The organism is Halomonas sp. KO116, assembly GCF_000734975.2.
Classification (GTDB): Bacteria; Pseudomonadota; Gammaproteobacteria; order Pseudomonadales; family Halomonadaceae; genus Vreelandella; species Vreelandella glaciei.
In genome coordinates this window covers 3287081-3305285 of the sequence record NZ_CP011052.1, presented here as the reverse complement: position 1 = coordinate 3305285, position 18205 = coordinate 3287081, and the positions used below count along the sequence as shown (strand labels likewise).

The following is an 18205-nucleotide window of genomic DNA, read 5'->3' as shown; positions in this document are numbered from 1 at the left end:
TACTTGTCAACTCACTTCCTCGTCATTAAGGTGCTCCCTCATGCTGCATGATCGTTTGCATCGTGCGCGTGTCCTCAAGAACATGACCCTGCAGCAGGTGGCCGACCAGCTGGGGGACATTACCAAGCAGGCTCTCTCCAAATATGAGCAGGGCAAGGACGCGCCCAACTCCACTCGCTTAATCCAGCTCGCCGATGTGCTGGGGGTAAGCCCTGAGTATTTTTTCCGCCCGGATTCCGTGGCGTTAGGCGCAGTCGACTTTCGCAAGCACTCCGCCTTTGGCAAACGCCAGCAAGAAGCCGTGAAAGAGCAGGTGCGCGAACATCTTGAGCGCTATTTGGCGGCGGAAAGCGTGTTTGAAACTGAACCACGCCGCCGTGGTTTTACCCAATGGCATCGCCGTTTTGCGGTCGCTAACGCTGAAGAGATCGAACAGGCGGCGGAAGCGTTACGCCACGCCTGGAACCTGGGGCTAAACCCGATTGCTAACCTGACCGAAACCCTGGAAGAAAACGACATCAAGGTCGTGGGCCTGCACGCCCACCAAAAGTTTGATGGCCTGTGTGCGCTGGTCAACGATGGCGCGGATGCGGTGATTGTGAGCAACACTGACCGCCCCGGTGAACGCCAACGCTTTAACCTCGCCCATGAGCTGGGCCACCTCGTCATGGCCATGCCTGACGCTATTCACGGTACTCGGGAAGAAGAGAACCACTGCCACCGCTTTGCCGGTGCCTTTCTGTTTCCTGCCAGCCAAGTGCGCGCCATTTTCGGCGAGCACCGCAAGCGTGTGCTGTTTGATGAGTTCCTGCTGGCAAAACAAGAGTGGGGCATTTCCATTCAGGCGATTCTACGGCGGCTGCATGACCTGGGTATCATCAACCCGAACCTCTACCAAAGCACTGCCAAATACTGGTCAATGCAGGGCTACCGCACCAGTGAGCCTAACCCCTTGCCCTCAGAGACTTCTTACCGCCTACGGCAGCTGGTTTATCGGGCGCTTGCGGAAGGGTTAGTGACCCCCTCACGGGCAGCGGAATTACTCAATACCGGCCTGGAGGATATCCAGGAGGTCATGGCCAACGGACAGACAGGTGGCGGCGCGCATGTCAGCGAAAATACTGGTCTCTGATACCAATATTTGGATTGATCTTCATCGTAGTGGCCTACTCTCAACCGTCTTTGCACTGCCCCATCACTTCGTCACCACGGATTTTGTATGGCGTGAGCTAAGGCAGCCCCCTGGCCAGCAGTTGACCGATCTGGGGCTGACGATAGAAGGCTTAAGTGGCGATGAGGTGGTGTCGCTTTTTGAACTTCGCCAGACTCTGGGCAACTCTTCTCTGGCCGATGTGTCCTGCTATTTTCTGGCCAGAGAGCGACGCTGGCCGCTATTAACTGGTGACGGTGCGCTGCGCAAATCTGGCCAACAAGGCCAGCTTGAGGTGCGGGGTGTGCTTTGGATTTTGGACGAGCTGGAACGCCACGCCTTGCTATCGACGCAACAGCTCGCCGATGCGTTAGACCGCATGCTGAAGGCAGGTGCCCGATTACCGGAGACTGAATGCCGTAAACGGCTGAACCGATGGCGGTAGCATGGTAGGCTGAGCAAAAAGCATGACAAAGGATACTTACCTTGTTTCAGGATGAAGTCGAAAAGGTCGAGCTACCTGCCATTGCCCAACTCCAGCAACTGGGGTGGCGTTATGTTCCTGGGGCAAGTTTATCCCCTGTGTTGCCTATTGACGGTGCCCCTTCTACTGGTGAGCGCGGCTACTATCGTGACGTAGTACTCGTCAAACAGTTAGAAGCCGCCCTGCGGCGCTTGAACCCTTGGATCAGTGAAGAGAACCTGCGCAAGGTACTGCGGGAAATGACTCATCCCCATCACGCAGGCCTGATGGAGTACAACCACGCGATTTACCAGCATCTGGTCAACTACCTCTCGGTAGAGCAGGACGTAGGCAAGGGGCGAAAAGGGCAGACGGTCAAAATCATCGACTTCGACCAGCCTGACAATAACGACTTTCTCTGCACCAACCAATTCAAGATTGAAGGCCTCAATCAGAACATCATCCCGGATATCGTTTGCTTCGTGAACGGGCTGCCGCTGGCGGTGATTGAGTGTAAGTCGCCTTATATTGCCGATGCTCTGGCGCAAGGTATTGACCAGTTACGGCGCTACGCCAACCTGCGTTATCCCGAAGATGACGAAGGTGCGCAAAAGCTGTTCTGGTACAACCAACTGATGGTGTCTACCTGCCGAGACCATGCCAGGGTCGGCACGATTAGCTCCAGCGCTCAGCATTACGGCGATTGGAAAGATGCCTACCCGTTTAGCGATGCGGATATTCATCAGTTACTCAGTTCCACCCAGGTGGCCAACACGCCTAAGCCTTCCTCCAACTCGTATGACGTTAACGAGGTGCCTTCACCCGCTTACCTGCTAGAGGCGCAACGTATCGCAGCGGGCAATCCGCTTCACAGCGCTATTACCGCCCAAGAGCGGCTACTCGCCGGACTTTTCGCACCGGCCAACTTTCTCGATGTACTGCAGAACTTCACGCTGTTTGAAGCCGTGGATGGGCGGCTGATCAAAAAGATCGCTCGCTATCAGCAGTACCGGGCGGTTAATAAAGTCATTGAACGGCTAAAAACGGGGCGGGATCGTAAGGAAAAATCTGGCGTGGTGTGGCATACCCAAGGCTCGGGTAAGTCGCTCACCATGGTCATGCTGGCGGTGAAGATGCGTCGCGACCCAGAACTACAGCAGTACAAGCTGGTGTTTGTGACCGACCGCACGCAGCTAGATAGCCAACTCTCCGCGACGTTCCGCGATGCTCAAAATGAAACCATCCACAATGCGGGTTCCGTTGCTCAGCTAAAAACGCTGTTGCAGCGCGACTCATCCGATATCGTCACTGCCATGGTGCAGAAATTTCAGGATGCCGAAGCCGAAGGCGATTTCAGCGACCTGAACCCCAGCGATAAAGTGATCGTGCTAGCCGATGAGGCCCACCGCACCCAGTTCGGTAACCTCGCCGCCACCATTAACGCGGCGCTACCTAATGCCCCCAAGATTGGCTTTACCGGCACACCGTTGCTGAAAACGCAGAAAATGAGCCAGGCGTTTGGCGGGTACATTGATCAATACAAAATCAACGAAGCCGTGGCCGATGGAGCCACGGTGCGTATTCTCTACGAAGGCCGTCAGGTGCTCACCGATGTGGTGGGCGATTCGCTGGATGCGCTGTTTGAGGAGTACTTTCGCGATTACAGCGATGATGAAAAAAAAGAGATTCGAAAAAAGTACGGGGTCGAACGTGCGATACGCGAGGCACCGGCACGCATCCGCTGGGTATGCATCGACCTGCTGAAACACTACCGCGAACATATTCAGCCCAACGGCTTTAAAGCGATGATTGTGGTCGGTAGCCGCTATGCCGCCACGCTGTTCAAGAAAACCCTGGATGAGCTAGATGCACCACCGTCTGAAGTGATTGTTTCCGGTAGCCACAACGACCCCGCTTATTTGGCGCAGTACACCGATAAAGCCCACCAGAAACAGGTCATCAGCAACTTCACCAAGCCGTTAAGTGAAGACCCGACGGCTTTTTTGATCGTGAAAGATATGCTGTTGACGGGCTTTGATGCGCCTATTGCTCAAGCCATGTATATCGACCGTAACCTGAAAGACCACACGTTGATGCAGGCAATTGCGCGGGTTAACCGCACCTGCGCGTCACCTAACGGCCAGGGGGCAAAGCAGGCAGGCTTTATTGTCGATTACTACGGGCTATCTGATCAGCTGACCGAAGCGCTGGAGATGTTCAGTAACGACGACGCCGAAGGCACCTACCACAGCCTGAAAGACGAGATACCCAAGCTGAAGGCCGCCCATACGCGGGTGGCTAAGCTATTTGCAGGGGTGAAAGAGAAGGATATTGATACCTACGTCCTGTTTCTCAAAGACGAAGACAAACGCCAACAGTTTGAGCTGGCCTATAAAGCCTTTGCCAAGCAGATGGATATCATCCTGCCAGACACGGCGGCCAAACCGTTTGTGCCTGACCTGAAATTCTGGGGCAAGGTGCAAAACGCCGCGAGAAACCGCTACCGCGATCCCGGCCTTAATCTGGCTGATGTAGGTGAGAAAGTTCGCAGGCTGGTGGAAGACCACATTATCAGCACGGGGGTAGACCCCAAGATCCCGCCAGTGGATTTAATGGATGCCAACTTCAAGCAAACCGTGGAGCAGATAAAATCCCCGGAATCTAAGGCGTCCGAGATTGAGAGTGCCATCAAGCATCACATTACCGTCAACCTGGAAGAAGACCCCGAGTATTACAAATCGCTCAGCCTGCGCCTGCGAGATATCATCGAGAAAACGGCGGGCAAATGGGATCAGCAGCTGGAGCTGCTTTCAAAGATGGTCAGCACCATTAATACCGAGCGTAAACAGGAAGCCGATGCCCTGGGGCTGAGTGAAACCGAGTTCGCGTTCTACAACATCCTAATGGCGGAAGTGACCCAGCATGCCGGGGAAGATGCTATTAGCGAAGCGGTGCATGATGAGATCAAGGCCATTAGCCAGCACCTTGTCGATATGTTTGATGAAGCCACCCAGATCGTCGACTTCTTCGATAAGCAGGATCAGGTCAAACGCATGAAAAAAGAGATCAAGCGCGCCGTGCTGGATGGCTCCTTTGCGGATAAAGCACTGGTCACCGTCGTGCAAGACCGCTTTATGGAGCTGGCCAAGCACCGTTTCGGCAAAGCAACCCCATGACCGCTATGGCACATCCAACCGAATACCGAGAGGCCTCGGGTTTTATTGCTGAAATCATCCGCACCAACCGCCGTAAATCGGCGGATATCCGCGTGGAAGAAGGGGCAGTCTCTATCGTCGTACCCAGTGACACCACGCTAGAAAAGATCGACCAGCTGTTGGCCAGCAAGCGGCGCTGGATCAAAGAAAAAATGGCGCTACACCAGCTGGCCGCACCTGCCAGCAGTCGAGAATTTGTCTCCGGCGAAGCGTTCCCTTACCTGGGGCGTAACTATCGCCTCAAGATAGAAACCGGTGCCTTTACTCCCGTAAAGCTGGTACACGGCAGGCTGCTGGTCACGCTACCCCGAAGTACCCAGCGCCAATCCATGGTGCGTAACGCTCTGGTGCGCTGGTACAAACGCCAAGCCGAACAAAAAATAAAAGAGAAAGTGACGCGCTTTGCCCCCGTTGTTGGGGTATCGCCCATGGGCGTCGGCATTCGCACGTTTAAATCACGCTGGGGCAGCTGCACCACCAAGGGCCAGCTGGAGTTCAACTGGCAGATCATGATGGCCCCCAACCGCATGGTGGATTATGTCGTGATGCACGAGCTTTGCCACCTCATCCGCCACGACCACTCCCCTGAGTTTTGGAATGAGCTGGGGCGGGTGATGCCGGATTATCCGCAGTGTCGTGAGTGGTTGAGGGAAAATGCGGAGAGGGTGAGGTTTTGAAGTGTTTCCAAAAAATATTTAATATAGGGCATTTACAAGGCATCACTTTTTAATATTTAATTACCTAAAGAAAATTTATATTAGCAAGGATAGAAAGATAATAAAAATTCATCAATAAATCAAAAAGCAAAATTTCCATACAATCGGCTGCGTCGTTTGCCATCCATATGCAGGCAAAAAATATAATGTTCAATAAGCTCTGGGTAAGAACGAAAGAAGTTGCCACGATGTATACAGGCACTTTTGTAGTTGTAATGATTTTGAATCAGCTGCTCTTTTTTGGCTTTTGTCTAAATCCTATTTGCTTAATTGCGGCTATGCCACACGTTTTATTTATCACTGTCATCATAGGTACGTGGTTAAATAAAAAAAATGGCTGGGGTAAAGAGCAAGTAGCCAGTAAAGCTGTTAAAAAAACTGCTAAGACAGCTTCTTCGACAGTTTCTGAAGTAAATAGAGTACTAAAAGAGCTAGGAGATGAAAGCGCAAAAAAATCAGAATCAGAGCAAAAAAAAACAAAATCAACATTTATTCAGCCAAAGCTTATTGAAAACAGTTTCTCAGAGAAAAAATGTAATAATCTTGTAACTCTAGATAGCTTTAATAAAAAGAGCTTACCAAGCTCTAAAGATACGGCATCTAAGATAGACATAACAACACCTTGGGTAAGTGAAATACCACCTTGGATAGATGAGATGCCTCCATGGCTAGATGATATGTCTAACCACGAGGCTCTTTGGATTGATGAGAAAAATTTATTTATTGAAAAGCTGAAGTTTTACGGTGTATCTTCAGTTTGGCATATTACTCATAGAGAAAATCTTCAAGGAATTCTTAATAAAGGAATTCTTAGCAACTATCTTGCGTATGAAACAGAAAATCTACCAGTAGACATTTCTGATCATGGTGCTCAAAGATGGCGAGAAGCAAAAGAGCCTATCTATAAACGCAGAGTACACGAATATGCGCCTACATATTTTAATGTTAGGAACCCGATGTTGTTTGTCAGACAGAACATTCAAGATGACCTTTGTTTAGTTGAAATATCACTGACTTCTTTATTGCATAGTGATTTTGTCTTTACTGATGGTAATGCAGCTTCGCGCAATACATCTTTCTTCAATAGTGCAAATGATTTAAAACTATTACCATGGGAAGTAATAAAAGCACCTTATTGGAGTGGATTTGCTGATGGAAAAAGAAAAAAGTGTTCTGAATTACTAATTTATCCACTAATTCAACCAGAGTGCATAGTGGAAATACATTGCAACTCAACTGAAACATTGAATTATGTTACGAAGTTTGGTTGCTCTGCAAGAATATCACCTGAGTTTTTTTTTAATCAGAATAAAACTAATCAAACCTGCGGGAGCTTTAATGATGATGAAATCCCTTTTTAGGCTAAAGCTATGAGTTTTAATATAATCGAAGGAAATATATTTACAAGCACCTGTCAGACTATAGTAAACACAGTTAACTGTGTTGGTGTTATGGGGGCAGGCATCGCTTTAGAATTTCGTTTGCGTTATCCAGAAATGCATCTAAAGTATATCAATCTATGCAATGAAAAAAAAATGGAAGTCGGTAAGCTATGGATATATAAATCGCATGATCGTTGGATTTTAAACTTCCCAACTAAAACACATTGGAAATACCCTTCAAAAATATCGTATTTACACGCTGGGCTTGAAAAATTTGTAGCAACATATAAAGCTAGAGGCATTACCTCAGTAGCATTCCCTTTACTTGGTGCTGATAAAGGCGGAATATCGCAAGATATAAGTCTTTCAGTAATGAAAGGTTATTTAGAAAATTTAGATATAGTTGTTGAAATATATAAGTACTTGCCAGGTGCTGAAGATGATTTATATAAAAAAACAAAAAGCTGGCTGCTATCACAGGAAGTTGATTATATATCAAAGTCAACCGGGCTAAGAAAAGATTATGTTGTTAAGGTGTTAGATGCAATGCAGTCAAGTGATATTTATCAGTTAAATCAAATTGGAAGAGTTCAAGGTGTTGGTATTAAGACCTTAGAGAAGATTTTCAGCTTTGCACAAAATTCAATAAACGATAGGCAAAGCGTGGTTAGTCAGAAAAAATTGTTATGAAATTGGATAATAATTAAATCCTGGAATTAAATAAAGGTTATATTTTGATTATAGGCGGCGTTTTATAGCTCAGGGGGATTAAGAGGAAACTGAAACATGGAATTATTCACGGCTCTACTGAGTGGCCCCAGCGTACTGGAATTTTATCTGCGTGCTGCCGACGCCGGTACTGTGACTAGCATATTTTTTAGCCTGATCGCGGGCTTCTTTGTCATTGCGCTGGTCTTGAGGTGTCCACTGTTACTGGGCAAGATCAGTTCCTCTAAAGAGCCCTTAAAACGAATCACTCGATGATGGCTATTCAGGAACAGTACACTGCATTCTCTTACTCTTGAAGTAGTAGATATTCAAAACGCCTATGAGGGCTAGGTAATCTTGCGGCCTATAGCCAGTATTTGCTGCCTCCTGCCTCCTGCCTCCTGCCTCCTGCCTCCTGCCTCCTGCCTCCTGCCTCCTGCCTCCTGCCTAGAAAACTAGAGCATTACTCTAATCAATAAGGTGGGCTTTATTGTAAGATGTTTATTACAAATATTTAATATTTTGCTCACATTTTTATTGCGCCAATAAAATTATCTAAGGTAAAATAATCTATAATTTAAAGTTTTCCTTTCTAAGTGAGGTGCTTTTCATGTTGAAAAAAATGCTGATGACCGCATCCGTATTGGGAATGGGCTTGGCGGCGTCATCGGCTCATGCTGAAAGTGTGAGCTGTGTGCTGGAAAATGAAAAAGTATTAACTTTGAGCAATTTGAGCACCGCTCCAGTTTATAGCTATGGCACTGCTGGCAACTTTGAAATGGTATTGCCACAAGGCTCAGCTGAGGGAACTGTATATAAGGGCGAAGAAAGTTTTTCAGGTGGAGGTGCTAGCTATATAGCATTTACCAACGGAAACTACACTTATGTTGCTTATTCTGGTATAGGTCGTGGATGGAGCTTTGACGGATTAAGACTCTACAACGGATCTGAAATAATACTTGAACAACCCTGCAAAATACCAGAGGCAATGAGGTATAGCTATCCGTCCATAAATGCTCCTGAAGACCTTCTTCCATATTAGCTATAAAACCAAAAAAAATCCTTTAACGCAAAGCCGCCCCCACCGGGCGGCCCTATTGTGCTTCGTGCTCAATCACATAGATAGCAGCCCTTGCTCTGCAAACGATGCACAGCCCTCACTCCCCACCACCACATGATCAATCACTCGGATATCCATCAGTCCCAGTGCTTCTTTCAGTCGCTCGGTAATACGCCGATCCGCATCGCTAGGCTCAGGATCACCACTAGGGTGGTTGTGAACGAGGATCACAGCGGCGGCGTTGTAAGCCAGAGCGGCTTTCAGCACTTCCCGTGGATAGACGCTGGCGGCATCGATGGTTCCCCGAAACAGCTCTTCAAAGCGGATCACGCGATGCTGGCTGTCGAGAAACAGCACGCTGAATACTTCATGTTCGTAGTCTTGAAGCAGTAACTGCAGGTGCTCGAATGCCTGCGAGGGCTGGGTGATCTTGCGGCCTTTGGCGAGCTTGCGGCGTGCGAAGCGCTTGGCCATGGAGATGATCTCGGTTTCTGTGACTGGTGATGTGACGTGATAGGTGCCTACCACTTCACCGGCTTTGAGTTTGCTATGGAACATGATGACCTCCAAAAAATAAAAAATGCCGGGGTGGTGGCCCCGGCATATATATCGTTAATGGTTGATTGGAATATCTGTGAGAGTGAAGAATCACGCGGCCATCACTTGGCTCATTCGCCGCTCCATCTCTTCATGAAAAGCGTCGACCCGCTCAGCGATGGTGCGAATCATGATGTCGTCACGGTAAGCCCGTTTTATAAACAGCGGCATACCGGGCCAGTAGCTCACAAAGTCGATCCACTCCCGCTCACTGACCCAGAGCCCACCTTGGCACTGAGTTACGTGTTCGGCGGGAATCTCACCGCTCAGCAGCACCTCGATTTGGAACTTGGGGAGCTTGGTTTTAATTTCCAGCAAGCCGTTATCGCCTACTAGGCTGTCGGGCGAGTAGCCCACATCATGATTGAGAATAATGCCTACTTCCTTCGGTTCTGGTTCGCCAGTGGCATCGCGGTATAGCTCTCGGGCTATGCCTTCTAGCTCATGACCACGGCGGGTATGCACGTTGCCTTGAAACGGTTCAGCCAGTTCACCGGTAATCCGTTCGCCGATTAGTTGGTGCATATACGAAAAGGCCCCAGTGCCAAACCCACCAGGGCCTTTGCCGTTGACCAGCAGCGTTTTTAGCTCCGACATAGTGACGCGCCCTAAGCGCGCCGCCAGCCATTCAGGGGAGCCTTGTGGTATCGTTAATATCTTCATGGTAGCTTCCTGTTTATAGCTTCTAAAAAAGTTGAGTGGGATAATTTATCCTGTACGTGGCACATCAGACGGCCACCCACAAAAACTCCTGCACAACTGATCGACTGTTTTAAATGGTTTTATAGTTTTGCAGGCATGATCATTCTCGCTTAGCTAGTGTGGGTCGTGCGGGCAGCTGACTGGTTGCAGCCGTTTAGTGACTATCTCGATACCCCCCTGGGGAGGGGGCGAACTAAGGTTCCAAGGGTCTGAAGCCAGAAACGGGCGGAACCGAACCCCGAATCCAGTTGGGTGCCTCCGCTCGCCAGGAACTCCACACCCCAACACGCGACTCTCGACAAAAGTCTCGGTACTCGTTTGTTTATTTCTCTTAATATGCCTTCTATACTGTTCTCCTAATATTATTTTGGTTGTCCGCTACCAAAGACTATAGGGTTGCCTATGCGCAATCCCATTTTGATTTTTACATTTGCACTATTAGGAGGCTGTACAATGTCGGGTGATATTGTGCCTACTGGCCCAGACACTTAACTTATATGACGAGTGCGGTTGCCTGCCCTGCCTGTGGCGGTACAACTAAATCAATGACGATGGTTTTGCAGCAGGCCAGTGAATTTGCGCGTCTCAAAACAAGCGCGTTTTGCGTCAAGATATGACCAACGATCATTGGTTTAACGAGGCTGTCGAGACGGTGTTAGAGTTTCGGTCTTTAAATGAAGATCATCCTGCGTTTGATAGGGCAGATGGTCGACGCGCAAGCGATGTGATCATTGAGCAACGTTGATAGGCGAGGCAGGCACTATGGATGAGTACGAGAGAGAAGCTGACCGTTACTTGTACCATCCAAGAGACGAAGAATTTGAGGGCAAATCCTCTGACGGTCCACATAGTTACAGCGACGACGGTTATGAGAATGTTTATATTGAATTAGAGCAGAAAGCGCTTCGAGATTATGAAAGCGAGGACTGCGAGGATTCTTTCACCACCCAAAACTTCTACGAAGATAACGGTGAAAGTTTTGGTGATAAACTTAGTCGGTATATTTTTTATGTGTTTGGTGTATGGATACTATTTGGAGTAATACGGACTCTTTATGGGTTTCTATAGATACCGCCCCTTAGCCTAAACTCCTTCAGGTGGCAACAATGAGATTGGTAGTTTGCTCGATAGCATTATGTTTTTCGGCCAGCGCTTATGCGATTTCCTGGGAAGACAAGGATCTTGCCACTGCCGAAATCGCTTCATGTGTCGGTGTTTATGCGCACATAGCTCACCATTACCAAATTGCTGATCGACCTGGTGCGGCAGCTAACTACATTTCTAGGGCTGCAACAGCAATCACCACCAACATGTTCTTCAACCGTGATGGCGATAGTGTTTCTGGTGAGCGTTTACATCTAATGAGATCTGCGCAGGATCACGCTAGAGGGGTTTACGAAGGTGATCTTCAGCAGGCTGCGTTCCTAGCGGCCGATTGCGATGAGGCGTCTCCCGATATGGTTCGACGCATGTCAGGTGAACCGCCTTTGTTCGGTAAATCGTTCCTTGACTTCAGAACGTATATGTTTGAGCAAATGAAGGGTGCTATTGGGTTGTAGTACAGCATTCAACACCATTCATTTTTTGCAACGAATATATGTTTGTTGGCGTCTCGGATACCTAGTTCGTGCCGCTCTGATGGAGTTCCTCATATGAGTCCCTACAAGTCTGTTTTTCTGCGCCGCTTGTTGGTTCTCCCCGCAACACTATTTTTGGCTTATTGCGGCGGAGTGGTGCTAGCTGATGAGTATCTACCTTTTCCTGAGTTAGACGGCATGGGTATATATGACGGCGAATATACAGCGGGCGAATTGATACGCCACGGCCTTGCTTCCCCACCCCCTGGTGCTGATGGTGAGGCAAGTATCGAACAGGCGTTAGGTATTGCGGATGAGCTATTTGGCCGTGATTCAAAAAAAACAGAGCTTGCCTCGCTAAGAGACTCTTGGCGTGAAACACGATCTGACAATATGCGCCGTTACTTGAGTACTGAGGATAATAATCTGGATTATCTCGATCAATACCCAACACAGCCCGCATATGCTCAGCCGCAATCAGAACGGGGCGAAGCCGCCGAATTTCTACGCAACGAAGCGGTAAAGCAATCTTACATGGAGAGTATTTCACGCGCGCTAGGCGTTGATCTAAGCAGACCATAAAACACAAACCAAGATTTTTTCTACAAAAAATCTTGCATTTAGTATTTTGTCTTTCGGCACTGTACGATTATCGCAATACGAAAATTCCTGCCGGATGCCCTACGACCCAAAAGAGATGACTAAAGAGCAGTTGGTTAATATGGAGACTGACGCCGACCTCGGCGCAGTTCTTTGCCGCAGACCACTGCGCCCCGCAGCGGTATTCCGTATCAGCACAGATTGTGGCATGTGGGACTAATTTTAGCGCTGCGGCGAGTACCAGTTCGGTCATTGCGGCCAATTGGTTAAAACTTGAGCTTCTTTCATTCAAAAACTCGCTACCTACAAGGAATATGATTTTGCTAAGAATCTGACACAGTGTGTAAATGCCCACCTGGAACAAATGAACTCGTATCTCCTGGTGGGCTTCTGTAGGCTAAATAAAATAAACCCAAAAATTTTCTGCTATCACTTAAATTTATTGGTGCCCTACTTCATCATCCGTTTAGTCAGGGATGCCCGTAGTTTGTCAAAGTCAACCTGGGGCACCTGAACCGCTGAGCCGTATTTACCACTGAACCATTCCTGGGTCGTGGCTGGGCATTGGCTGATCAGACGTTGAATCTGGCCTGCCTGGAACGGTGTCACGAGCCTGACCCCACCAGCAGCGTTGCCGTTATCGTCTTGGCCTCGCGTCGTAATGTTGAGCAGTGCGGAAAGTACATAGCGCTTGCCATAGCTGGTAGACGATCCAAATGCCTGAACTGCATTCTTGTTACCGCTCATGTCCGCAGGCAATAGCATGCTGGTCTCTTCCCGGTGGCCATCCTTGTGCATCAGCACGCCCGTCACTTGGATACCGCGTTCCTGGGTCTGAATACGGAAGCTCACCGCAAAGCCGTGCTTCTGCAAGATGGGTCGCACGGTATCGACGATATCCTCTAACGTGGCGTAACAACCGTTGTTGGTTTTTCCACGCTCTTCAATGCTAGGCAGTTCCGTTTGCATCGCCGCCATGGCAGCGCTGTAGGCCATCATGGCTTGACGATCCATTACCCGTTCCTGCATTTGCAGCAGGCGCTCCATTTTGTCGATATCGACATCGGGGTTGAGGGCAGCTCGCTCAATCACTTGGATAATGGCGGTGCTATCAGCTGTAGGATGCGCTTCTAGCGCCGCTGAGTTTGGGGAATGCTGAGCGTTGGTGTCTGCTTGAATGGCAGAAGCTGGAGCTTTTTGTGTAGAAGCATTTACTACATGAGTACGCTGTGCCATGGGGCACCTCCTGTGGTGTGGATAGAGAAAGAGGGGCTAGTCAGCCCTGTTCATGGGGTGTGTCATTTAACGAGCTCAGGAACATCGGGTAAGTGATACGCAATGTCTGCGGGATCGATACGCTCCAGACGTATCTCCGCTCGATAAAACTCGCCCTGAGCGCACACCAGTGACGTTGCGTTATGGGCGTCGTGTTCTAGCAGTTGTTTGGTCAGTCGAGTGAGAGCCATCTCAATGGCGTCGGAAACAAAGCTCATATGGGTACCTCGCAGCATAAGCCCCACAGCAAAACGCCCAGCCTTTTCAGGGGCTGGGCGTCTATGCCGTGAGGGTTAGTATGATCATTAGGTGAATCGCTTGTGGGAATGGGTGTATGGATGGTTACGACACCAGCTGTAGGGCGGCATCCAAGGCCTCTTGTTTGAGCTGTGCCCCCTGACCGAACCAGGCTGAGTCCATACGGGTATCGTTACTACGTGCCCGCTTGTCGTGATCGACGTACTCGGTCACGGCATTGAGCAAGCCCCAGGCCGTATCTTTGGCCGTCACCAAGTGAGCGCCACGCCCTTCGCCGTGGTAGAGCTTCTGCACCTTATTCAGCGCCCGGTAGTTGGGCAGTTTGGAAGGATCGTCCAGCGGCTTCTCGGCCCCACAAATCACCGACTGAAGATACTGCTGGGCTTCCTGCCGAGTGATTTTACGCTCCGCTAGGGTTTTCATCCGGTACATGAAGTCATTCCATTGCGACACCGAAATGCCTAACTGACGCTTCACGGCACGCGGATCAAACTCTGAACGATGGGGCACCTTCACCGCTTGCGACGTTCCATCGACCGCAATTTGCAGCGTGTTGTTGCACACCACCCGCACCGTGGTGGGCGTTGCCATGGTAGCGAGAGTGCCATCGCAGGAAGTGGCCAACAGCAGGTAGTCATTGACCTCATCCTGACCTTTGAGCGACGTGCTTAAGCCGCTACGGGCTAGCGCCCAGAACTTACGTCCGCCTTTGAGCACGCCAGCGGTTTCTAGCTCATACCCGGCGTACTCGGTCAGGTCACGGTAAAACTCCAAAATCTCCTCGGGCTGCACCACCTTATAGCGCTGTGACACCACCGACAGCGGTGCTTTAGTATCTGAGCGGTAGAGCACCTTCTGCTCAGGGAACGAGTGAATGCTGCCAAGGTGGCTAGCCCCTTCGGCAATAAAGCGTACTGGGGCTTCTTCAATGTGCCAATTCATACCAGCCTGTTGCTGCCAGACCTCCAGCGGTTGATGACGGTCGAGTTGCTGCCCCAGGCCATGCCAAGGGGTAGCGCCTACGTAAGCCATTTGTTCAACGAGATGTGCCATGGTGATTTCCTCAAAGAATTTTCATAGGCATCAATACGAACCACTGGCCGCCCGACCTATCAGGAAGCGGGCAAAGCCGTGGTAGCGCATACGAGATAGGAATCAGTGAACTGCGATTAGCGAGAGGGATAGCCAGGGTACTCTGCGAGCGGCAGCCGAAAAGTGTGGCCACACGCGCAGCACTCGATGTTATCCAGCACCTTGGTATCTAGCTCATCGCCAAGCCGAGCACCGGCGACACCGCCTGCGGTGCCGCCTACTAATGCACCAAACAGCGCACCGGCTAAGGTGCCAATCGATACGCCGACGGGGCCTGCGACAGCACCGACCACCGCACCGGCTTTGGCACCACTCAGCGCCCCCATGGCACCTGTCGCACCTCCAGAGACAACCCCCGTGGTTGCCCCCACTTGGCGGCCTAATCGACGTGGTATCAGTTGCGTTGATGTACAGCGTGGACAGTGGGCGGACATAAGCCACCTCCTTGAGTGAAGTGAATCGGAAGCGCCTCATGAGTAGGGCTTCACTCAAGTAATACGTGGCTGACATATTTTTAAACCCGCTTTAAAAGTCTGATGTAGTTAGCTACTCATTGGACTATGTGGCGATAAAATTAAAATTTACAAAATGTTACAAAAAATAGTTTACTGTCCAATTCAATCCACTTTAAACCGAGTGAAGATAGGCTTTTATAATAATCAAGATTTCAAGATTTTTTAGCATTGTGTTCGAAAATTAAAGTAGTAATATCGTTTCCGAGGTCTTTAGCAGAAGTCATTATGCTGAGGGCTAGGGGTTAATTTTAAACGATAAAAGAGGTAAGTATGTACGACGATATTTCTGAGGATACACGTCTTTATTTTGACGAGCTTGCTGAAAGAGAAGCTATTGAAGAGCAGCGTCAACAAGCTATAGAAGAAAATGAACAGCGGTATTACCAATGGAGAGAAAATTGGTATAAACAGTTTGGCAGTTGGCCAGAAGAGTGGATGGAGATAGAGCGTTATGAAGCAGATGTTGCGGGGGGTTATATAGACTGACACGGCGATTTTTATCCCCCTGACCTCTGTAGAATAGAGGTTTCTAAACAGTATGTCTCTATTGATTCTTGTCTTTAAAGACTGCTTTTATGATTGGTTGGTTAGATAGGCTGTGAGCGAGCATTTGGAGAATGTAAGTGTAAAAACTATTTCCATTGCTTGCTCACTTTTTTGCTTTGTTGGTATATTTTTTCTATTTTAAAAGGGTGTTTTTTTATCTCTTATAAAAAAATTTTTTCCGGTAAATAGTAATATGCAAAAATAGGGGTTAAATAAAAATAATAAAATAGCAAAGAAATACAAAGAGAGTAGGCAGTATTAAAGCCGCCACTAGGCAGGCTAAGTAAGCTGCTCAGCTGTTAATTCGCTGATAGTAGTGCTGTCTTTATAAAAAGGGTTAACTGTTTTTATAGGAGGGAAAAATGGTCTATCGAGTTAAAATACGTAAGCGCATATCTCAACGCCCTCATCTACATGCTTATTGGGAAAGGTATTTTTATTCGTATCCGATACAGCAGGATATTCCAAAAGGGCCGCAAGTTAAAGAATATCTTGAAAGTACACTTGAGTCACTTGCTTATATGCAATACCAATACAGCCAATGTTTTGCATTGCGTGTTGATCTTCGGTTTCCACGAGATGCGTGGTGTCCTTCTTGGGTAGAGAGTAATACGGCTGTACAACTATTTCTTGAACATTTAAATTATGAGCTAAGCCAGGCTAATGGTAAACACTCGAGAAAGCTACATTATATCTGGGCTCGTGAGCACAACGACCAGCAACGCCGTTATGCCCCTAATGAATCGCACTTTATAGACCGAGAAGCAGATCTGACAAAACCGCACTACCATTTACTGATTCTTCTTAATCGTGACTCCTTCAATACGTTGGGCCATATATTTCCTACGCGAAATGGGCCTTGGGCGGGTAACTACGCTGACCAGTGTTTAGCGCACCGTATTCAGCGATCTTGGTCGCATGCTTTAGGTAATCGGCCTCATGAGCGCATGCCAGGTCTAGTGGAGTTTGCAAAAGATATTAGTCAACGGCCCATCAGTTTCACTTTTCGTCGCCAACAAGGGCCGGAGGGTTTGAAAGAGGTGATGTATGCTGCCAGTTACCTCTGTAAAGCCTATTCAAAGGATTTCTCGTCCTCAGCACGCTGCTTCCAGCGATCGTATGTAGATCAAGATTTCTGTGCGGATTTCTGGCAGAAAGTTGGCCCTGACCCGCATGATCATTTTCGTGTTTTATTGTCATGAATGTTGAAGGCTCACCTTATATAAGAGTGGCACAGGTCCGGCTGCCGATAAATTTCGTGGCTGGCACGTAGAAAGTGACAGTCATTGCTGGGTATCTAGCTCTAAGGAAATCTTTGCCTTCTTATGTGACCAGGGTGCCGTCGACGAGTGTTTTGTGCACTTTGAGGATATGAGCAAAAGTTGGCTAACCGCTGCTGAGGTTGCAACCCAATTTGATCCGGTAGACCCGAACGACCCAGAGTTTGACATGTTAGGTGTCGAGGGTGGCGCGTCAGTCGCTTGTGACACGATGCGTACGATCCAATTCATCCAGCCTTTCAATAAATGACCAATAACTGAGGAGCCTCCTGAATGGGGGCTTTTTTTTGCTTTTTTCTTACAACGTCTGAGCGAACGTTACGTGGATTGGTGAAGCCGCGTTTAGTAACCAGCAAACAGCGTGTATTGACTAAAAATCTAGGATTTTCACAAATTTTTTCATCGTTTGATTCTCGAAAAAAGTTCTACATTAGAGCTGCTTTCGAGGATGGCCGTTGTAGCAGTGCGCCGCCTCACATTGCCTAGAGAAAGAGCAAGGGCGTTTGAGCAGGCGCTTATTTCCGCTACAGGTAGCGATGTAGCAAGGAATTCTGCGGAATTGGCTATAAAGCGAATGTGTTTTTAAAATCATGAGTTATTCAATTTGTCAATGATTAAAATCTAGGGTCGTATCTTCTCCTTTTTTTATCCCAGAAAACCTACCTGGATACGCGGCTCATAGCTAGCTAAATTGCCTTCCATCCAAGGCGCCCTGGGTAATTTGCTAACAAACAAGGAGGCATATAGCCATGCACGCAACCGACGATTTAACCGTCCTACGGATGAAAGACCTGACAAAATTTATTGGTCTATCTCGCTCAAAGATCTACGAAATGCTGGACCCAAAATCAAAGCGCTACGACCCTAAATTTCCTCGGCAGGTGCGATTAAGTATCGCTGCTGTAGGTTGGTACCGAGGTGAGGTGGTGGCCTGGCTGGAGTCTCGTCGTCAACAACGCGACTAGCCAATCTGACAAGTTCCAAAACTGCATTTGCTCTTTAACAACGTATTTTTGTGCATTTTCTATGCGGCGTGTGGCGTGAGCTTTGCGCTGCATGGAATAGGTGC

20 protein-coding genes are annotated in these 18205 nt (G+C 48.6%); 14 read left to right on the top strand and 6 right to left on the bottom strand.

The genetic code is table 11. The features are described from left to right. Positions 1 to 40: 40 nt before the first annotated feature. The 8 genes from KO116_RS15200 (at position 41) to KO116_RS15165 (ending at position 8676) form a co-directional block, all read left to right on the top strand. On the top strand, positions 41 to 1132 hold the full coding sequence (locus KO116_RS15200; RefSeq protein ID WP_045812150.1) for a helix-turn-helix domain-containing protein: 1092 nt from the start codon (positions 41 to 43) through the stop codon (positions 1130 to 1132). Further along, positions 1107 to 1595, top strand: a complete 489-nt coding sequence (locus KO116_RS15195; RefSeq protein ID WP_035555835.1) for a DUF3368 domain-containing protein — start codon at positions 1107 to 1109, stop codon at positions 1593 to 1595. Before KO116_RS15200 ends, KO116_RS15195 begins: the two co-directional genes overlap by 26 nt. A 41-nt stretch (positions 1596 to 1636) precedes the next feature. After that, a complete protein-coding gene (locus KO116_RS15190; protein WP_035555833.1) occupies positions 1637 to 4789 on the top strand; it encodes a type I restriction endonuclease subunit R in 3153 nt (1050 codons plus the stop codon). After that, the gene (locus KO116_RS15185) at positions 4786 to 5505 is read left to right on the top strand and encodes a M48 family metallopeptidase (protein WP_235272402.1); all 720 of its coding nucleotides are present in this window, start codon (positions 4786 to 4788) and stop codon (positions 5503 to 5505) included. The genes KO116_RS15190 and KO116_RS15185 overlap by 4 nt, the downstream gene beginning before the upstream one ends. A gap of 185 nt (positions 5506 to 5690) precedes the next feature. Further along, positions 5691 to 6905 (top strand): DUF4433 domain-containing protein, encoded by a 1215-nt coding sequence (locus KO116_RS24165; protein WP_052703781.1) that lies wholly within the window; start codon positions 5691 to 5693, stop codon positions 6903 to 6905. 9 nt (positions 6906 to 6914) lie between these two features. Further along, entirely contained in the window at positions 6915 to 7616 is a 702-nt protein-coding gene (locus KO116_RS15175; RefSeq protein ID WP_035555831.1) for a macro domain-containing protein, read from the top strand. 96 nt (positions 7617 to 7712) lie between these two features. Then, positions 7713 to 7910, top strand: a complete 198-nt coding sequence (locus KO116_RS15170) for a hypothetical protein (RefSeq protein ID WP_035555829.1) — start codon at positions 7713 to 7715, stop codon at positions 7908 to 7910. A 334-nt stretch (positions 7911 to 8244) separates the two neighbouring features. Next, a complete protein-coding gene (locus KO116_RS15165; protein WP_052703780.1) occupies positions 8245 to 8676 on the top strand; it encodes a hypothetical protein in 432 nt (143 codons plus the stop codon). A 72-nt stretch (positions 8677 to 8748) separates the two neighbouring features. Here the strand turns inward: KO116_RS15165 and radC are convergent, their stop codons facing one another. After that, on the bottom strand, positions 8749 to 9168 hold the full coding sequence (radC, locus tag KO116_RS15160; protein WP_442905825.1) for a RadC family protein: 420 nt from the start codon (positions 9166 to 9168) through the stop codon (positions 8749 to 8751). Positions 9169 to 9342: 174 nt separating this feature from the next. Further along, positions 9343 to 9954, bottom strand: a complete 612-nt coding sequence (locus KO116_RS15155; protein ID WP_035562916.1) for a lambda exonuclease family protein — start codon at positions 9952 to 9954, stop codon at positions 9343 to 9345. Between the two features lie 801 nt (positions 9955 to 10755). Here KO116_RS15155 and KO116_RS15150 point away from each other — a divergent pair. The 3 genes from KO116_RS15150 (at position 10756) to KO116_RS15140 (ending at position 12152) form a co-directional block, all read left to right on the top strand. Then, the gene (locus KO116_RS15150) at positions 10756 to 11061 is read left to right on the top strand and encodes a hypothetical protein (RefSeq protein WP_144408602.1); all 306 of its coding nucleotides are present in this window, start codon (positions 10756 to 10758) and stop codon (positions 11059 to 11061) included. A gap of 38 nt (positions 11062 to 11099) precedes the next feature. Beyond that, positions 11100 to 11552 carry a hypothetical protein gene (locus tag KO116_RS15145; RefSeq protein WP_035562910.1) on the top strand — a complete coding sequence of 151 codons (453 nt, stop codon included), beginning with the start codon at positions 11100 to 11102 and terminating at the stop codon, positions 11550 to 11552. Between the two features lie 93 nt (positions 11553 to 11645). Then, complete coding sequence (locus KO116_RS15140) at positions 11646 to 12152, top strand: hypothetical protein (RefSeq protein WP_035562907.1); 507 nt, start codon at positions 11646 to 11648, stop codon at positions 12150 to 12152. Between the two features lie 468 nt (positions 12153 to 12620). Here KO116_RS15140 and KO116_RS15130 read toward each other — a convergent pair whose 3' ends face one another. The 4 genes from KO116_RS15130 to KO116_RS15115 all read right to left on the bottom strand — a co-directional run bounded on the left by KO116_RS15130 (position 12621) and on the right by KO116_RS15115 (position 15229). Beyond that, complete coding sequence (locus KO116_RS15130; RefSeq protein ID WP_035562902.1) at positions 12621 to 13406, bottom strand: ERF family protein; 786 nt, start codon at positions 13404 to 13406, stop codon at positions 12621 to 12623. A gap of 62 nt (positions 13407 to 13468) precedes the next feature. Then, entirely contained in the window at positions 13469 to 13663 is a 195-nt protein-coding gene (locus tag KO116_RS15125; RefSeq protein ID WP_035562898.1) for a hypothetical protein, read from the bottom strand. Positions 13664 to 13787: 124 nt separating this feature from the next. After that, complete coding sequence (locus tag KO116_RS15120) at positions 13788 to 14756, bottom strand: DUF932 domain-containing protein (protein WP_035562895.1); 969 nt, start codon at positions 14754 to 14756, stop codon at positions 13788 to 13790. A gap of 116 nt (positions 14757 to 14872) precedes the next feature. Next, on the bottom strand, positions 14873 to 15229 hold the full coding sequence (locus KO116_RS15115) for a hypothetical protein (RefSeq protein WP_035562892.1): 357 nt from the start codon (positions 15227 to 15229) through the stop codon (positions 14873 to 14875). Positions 15230 to 15580: 351 nt separating this feature from the next. Between KO116_RS15115 and KO116_RS15110 the strand changes: the two genes are divergently transcribed. The 3 genes from KO116_RS15110 (at position 15581) to KO116_RS15105 (ending at position 18101) form a co-directional block, all read left to right on the top strand. Beyond that, the gene (locus tag KO116_RS15110) at positions 15581 to 15796 is read left to right on the top strand and encodes a hypothetical protein (protein WP_035562889.1); all 216 of its coding nucleotides are present in this window, start codon (positions 15581 to 15583) and stop codon (positions 15794 to 15796) included. Between the two features lie 422 nt (positions 15797 to 16218). Continuing rightward, on the top strand, positions 16219 to 17058 hold the full coding sequence (locus KO116_RS24705) for a YagK/YfjJ domain-containing protein (protein WP_082072606.1): 840 nt from the start codon (positions 16219 to 16221) through the stop codon (positions 17056 to 17058). A gap of 827 nt (positions 17059 to 17885) precedes the next feature. Beyond that, a complete protein-coding gene (locus tag KO116_RS15105) occupies positions 17886 to 18101 on the top strand; it encodes a helix-turn-helix transcriptional regulator (protein ID WP_035562886.1) in 216 nt (71 codons plus the stop codon). Positions 18102 to 18205 lie beyond the last annotated feature (104 nt).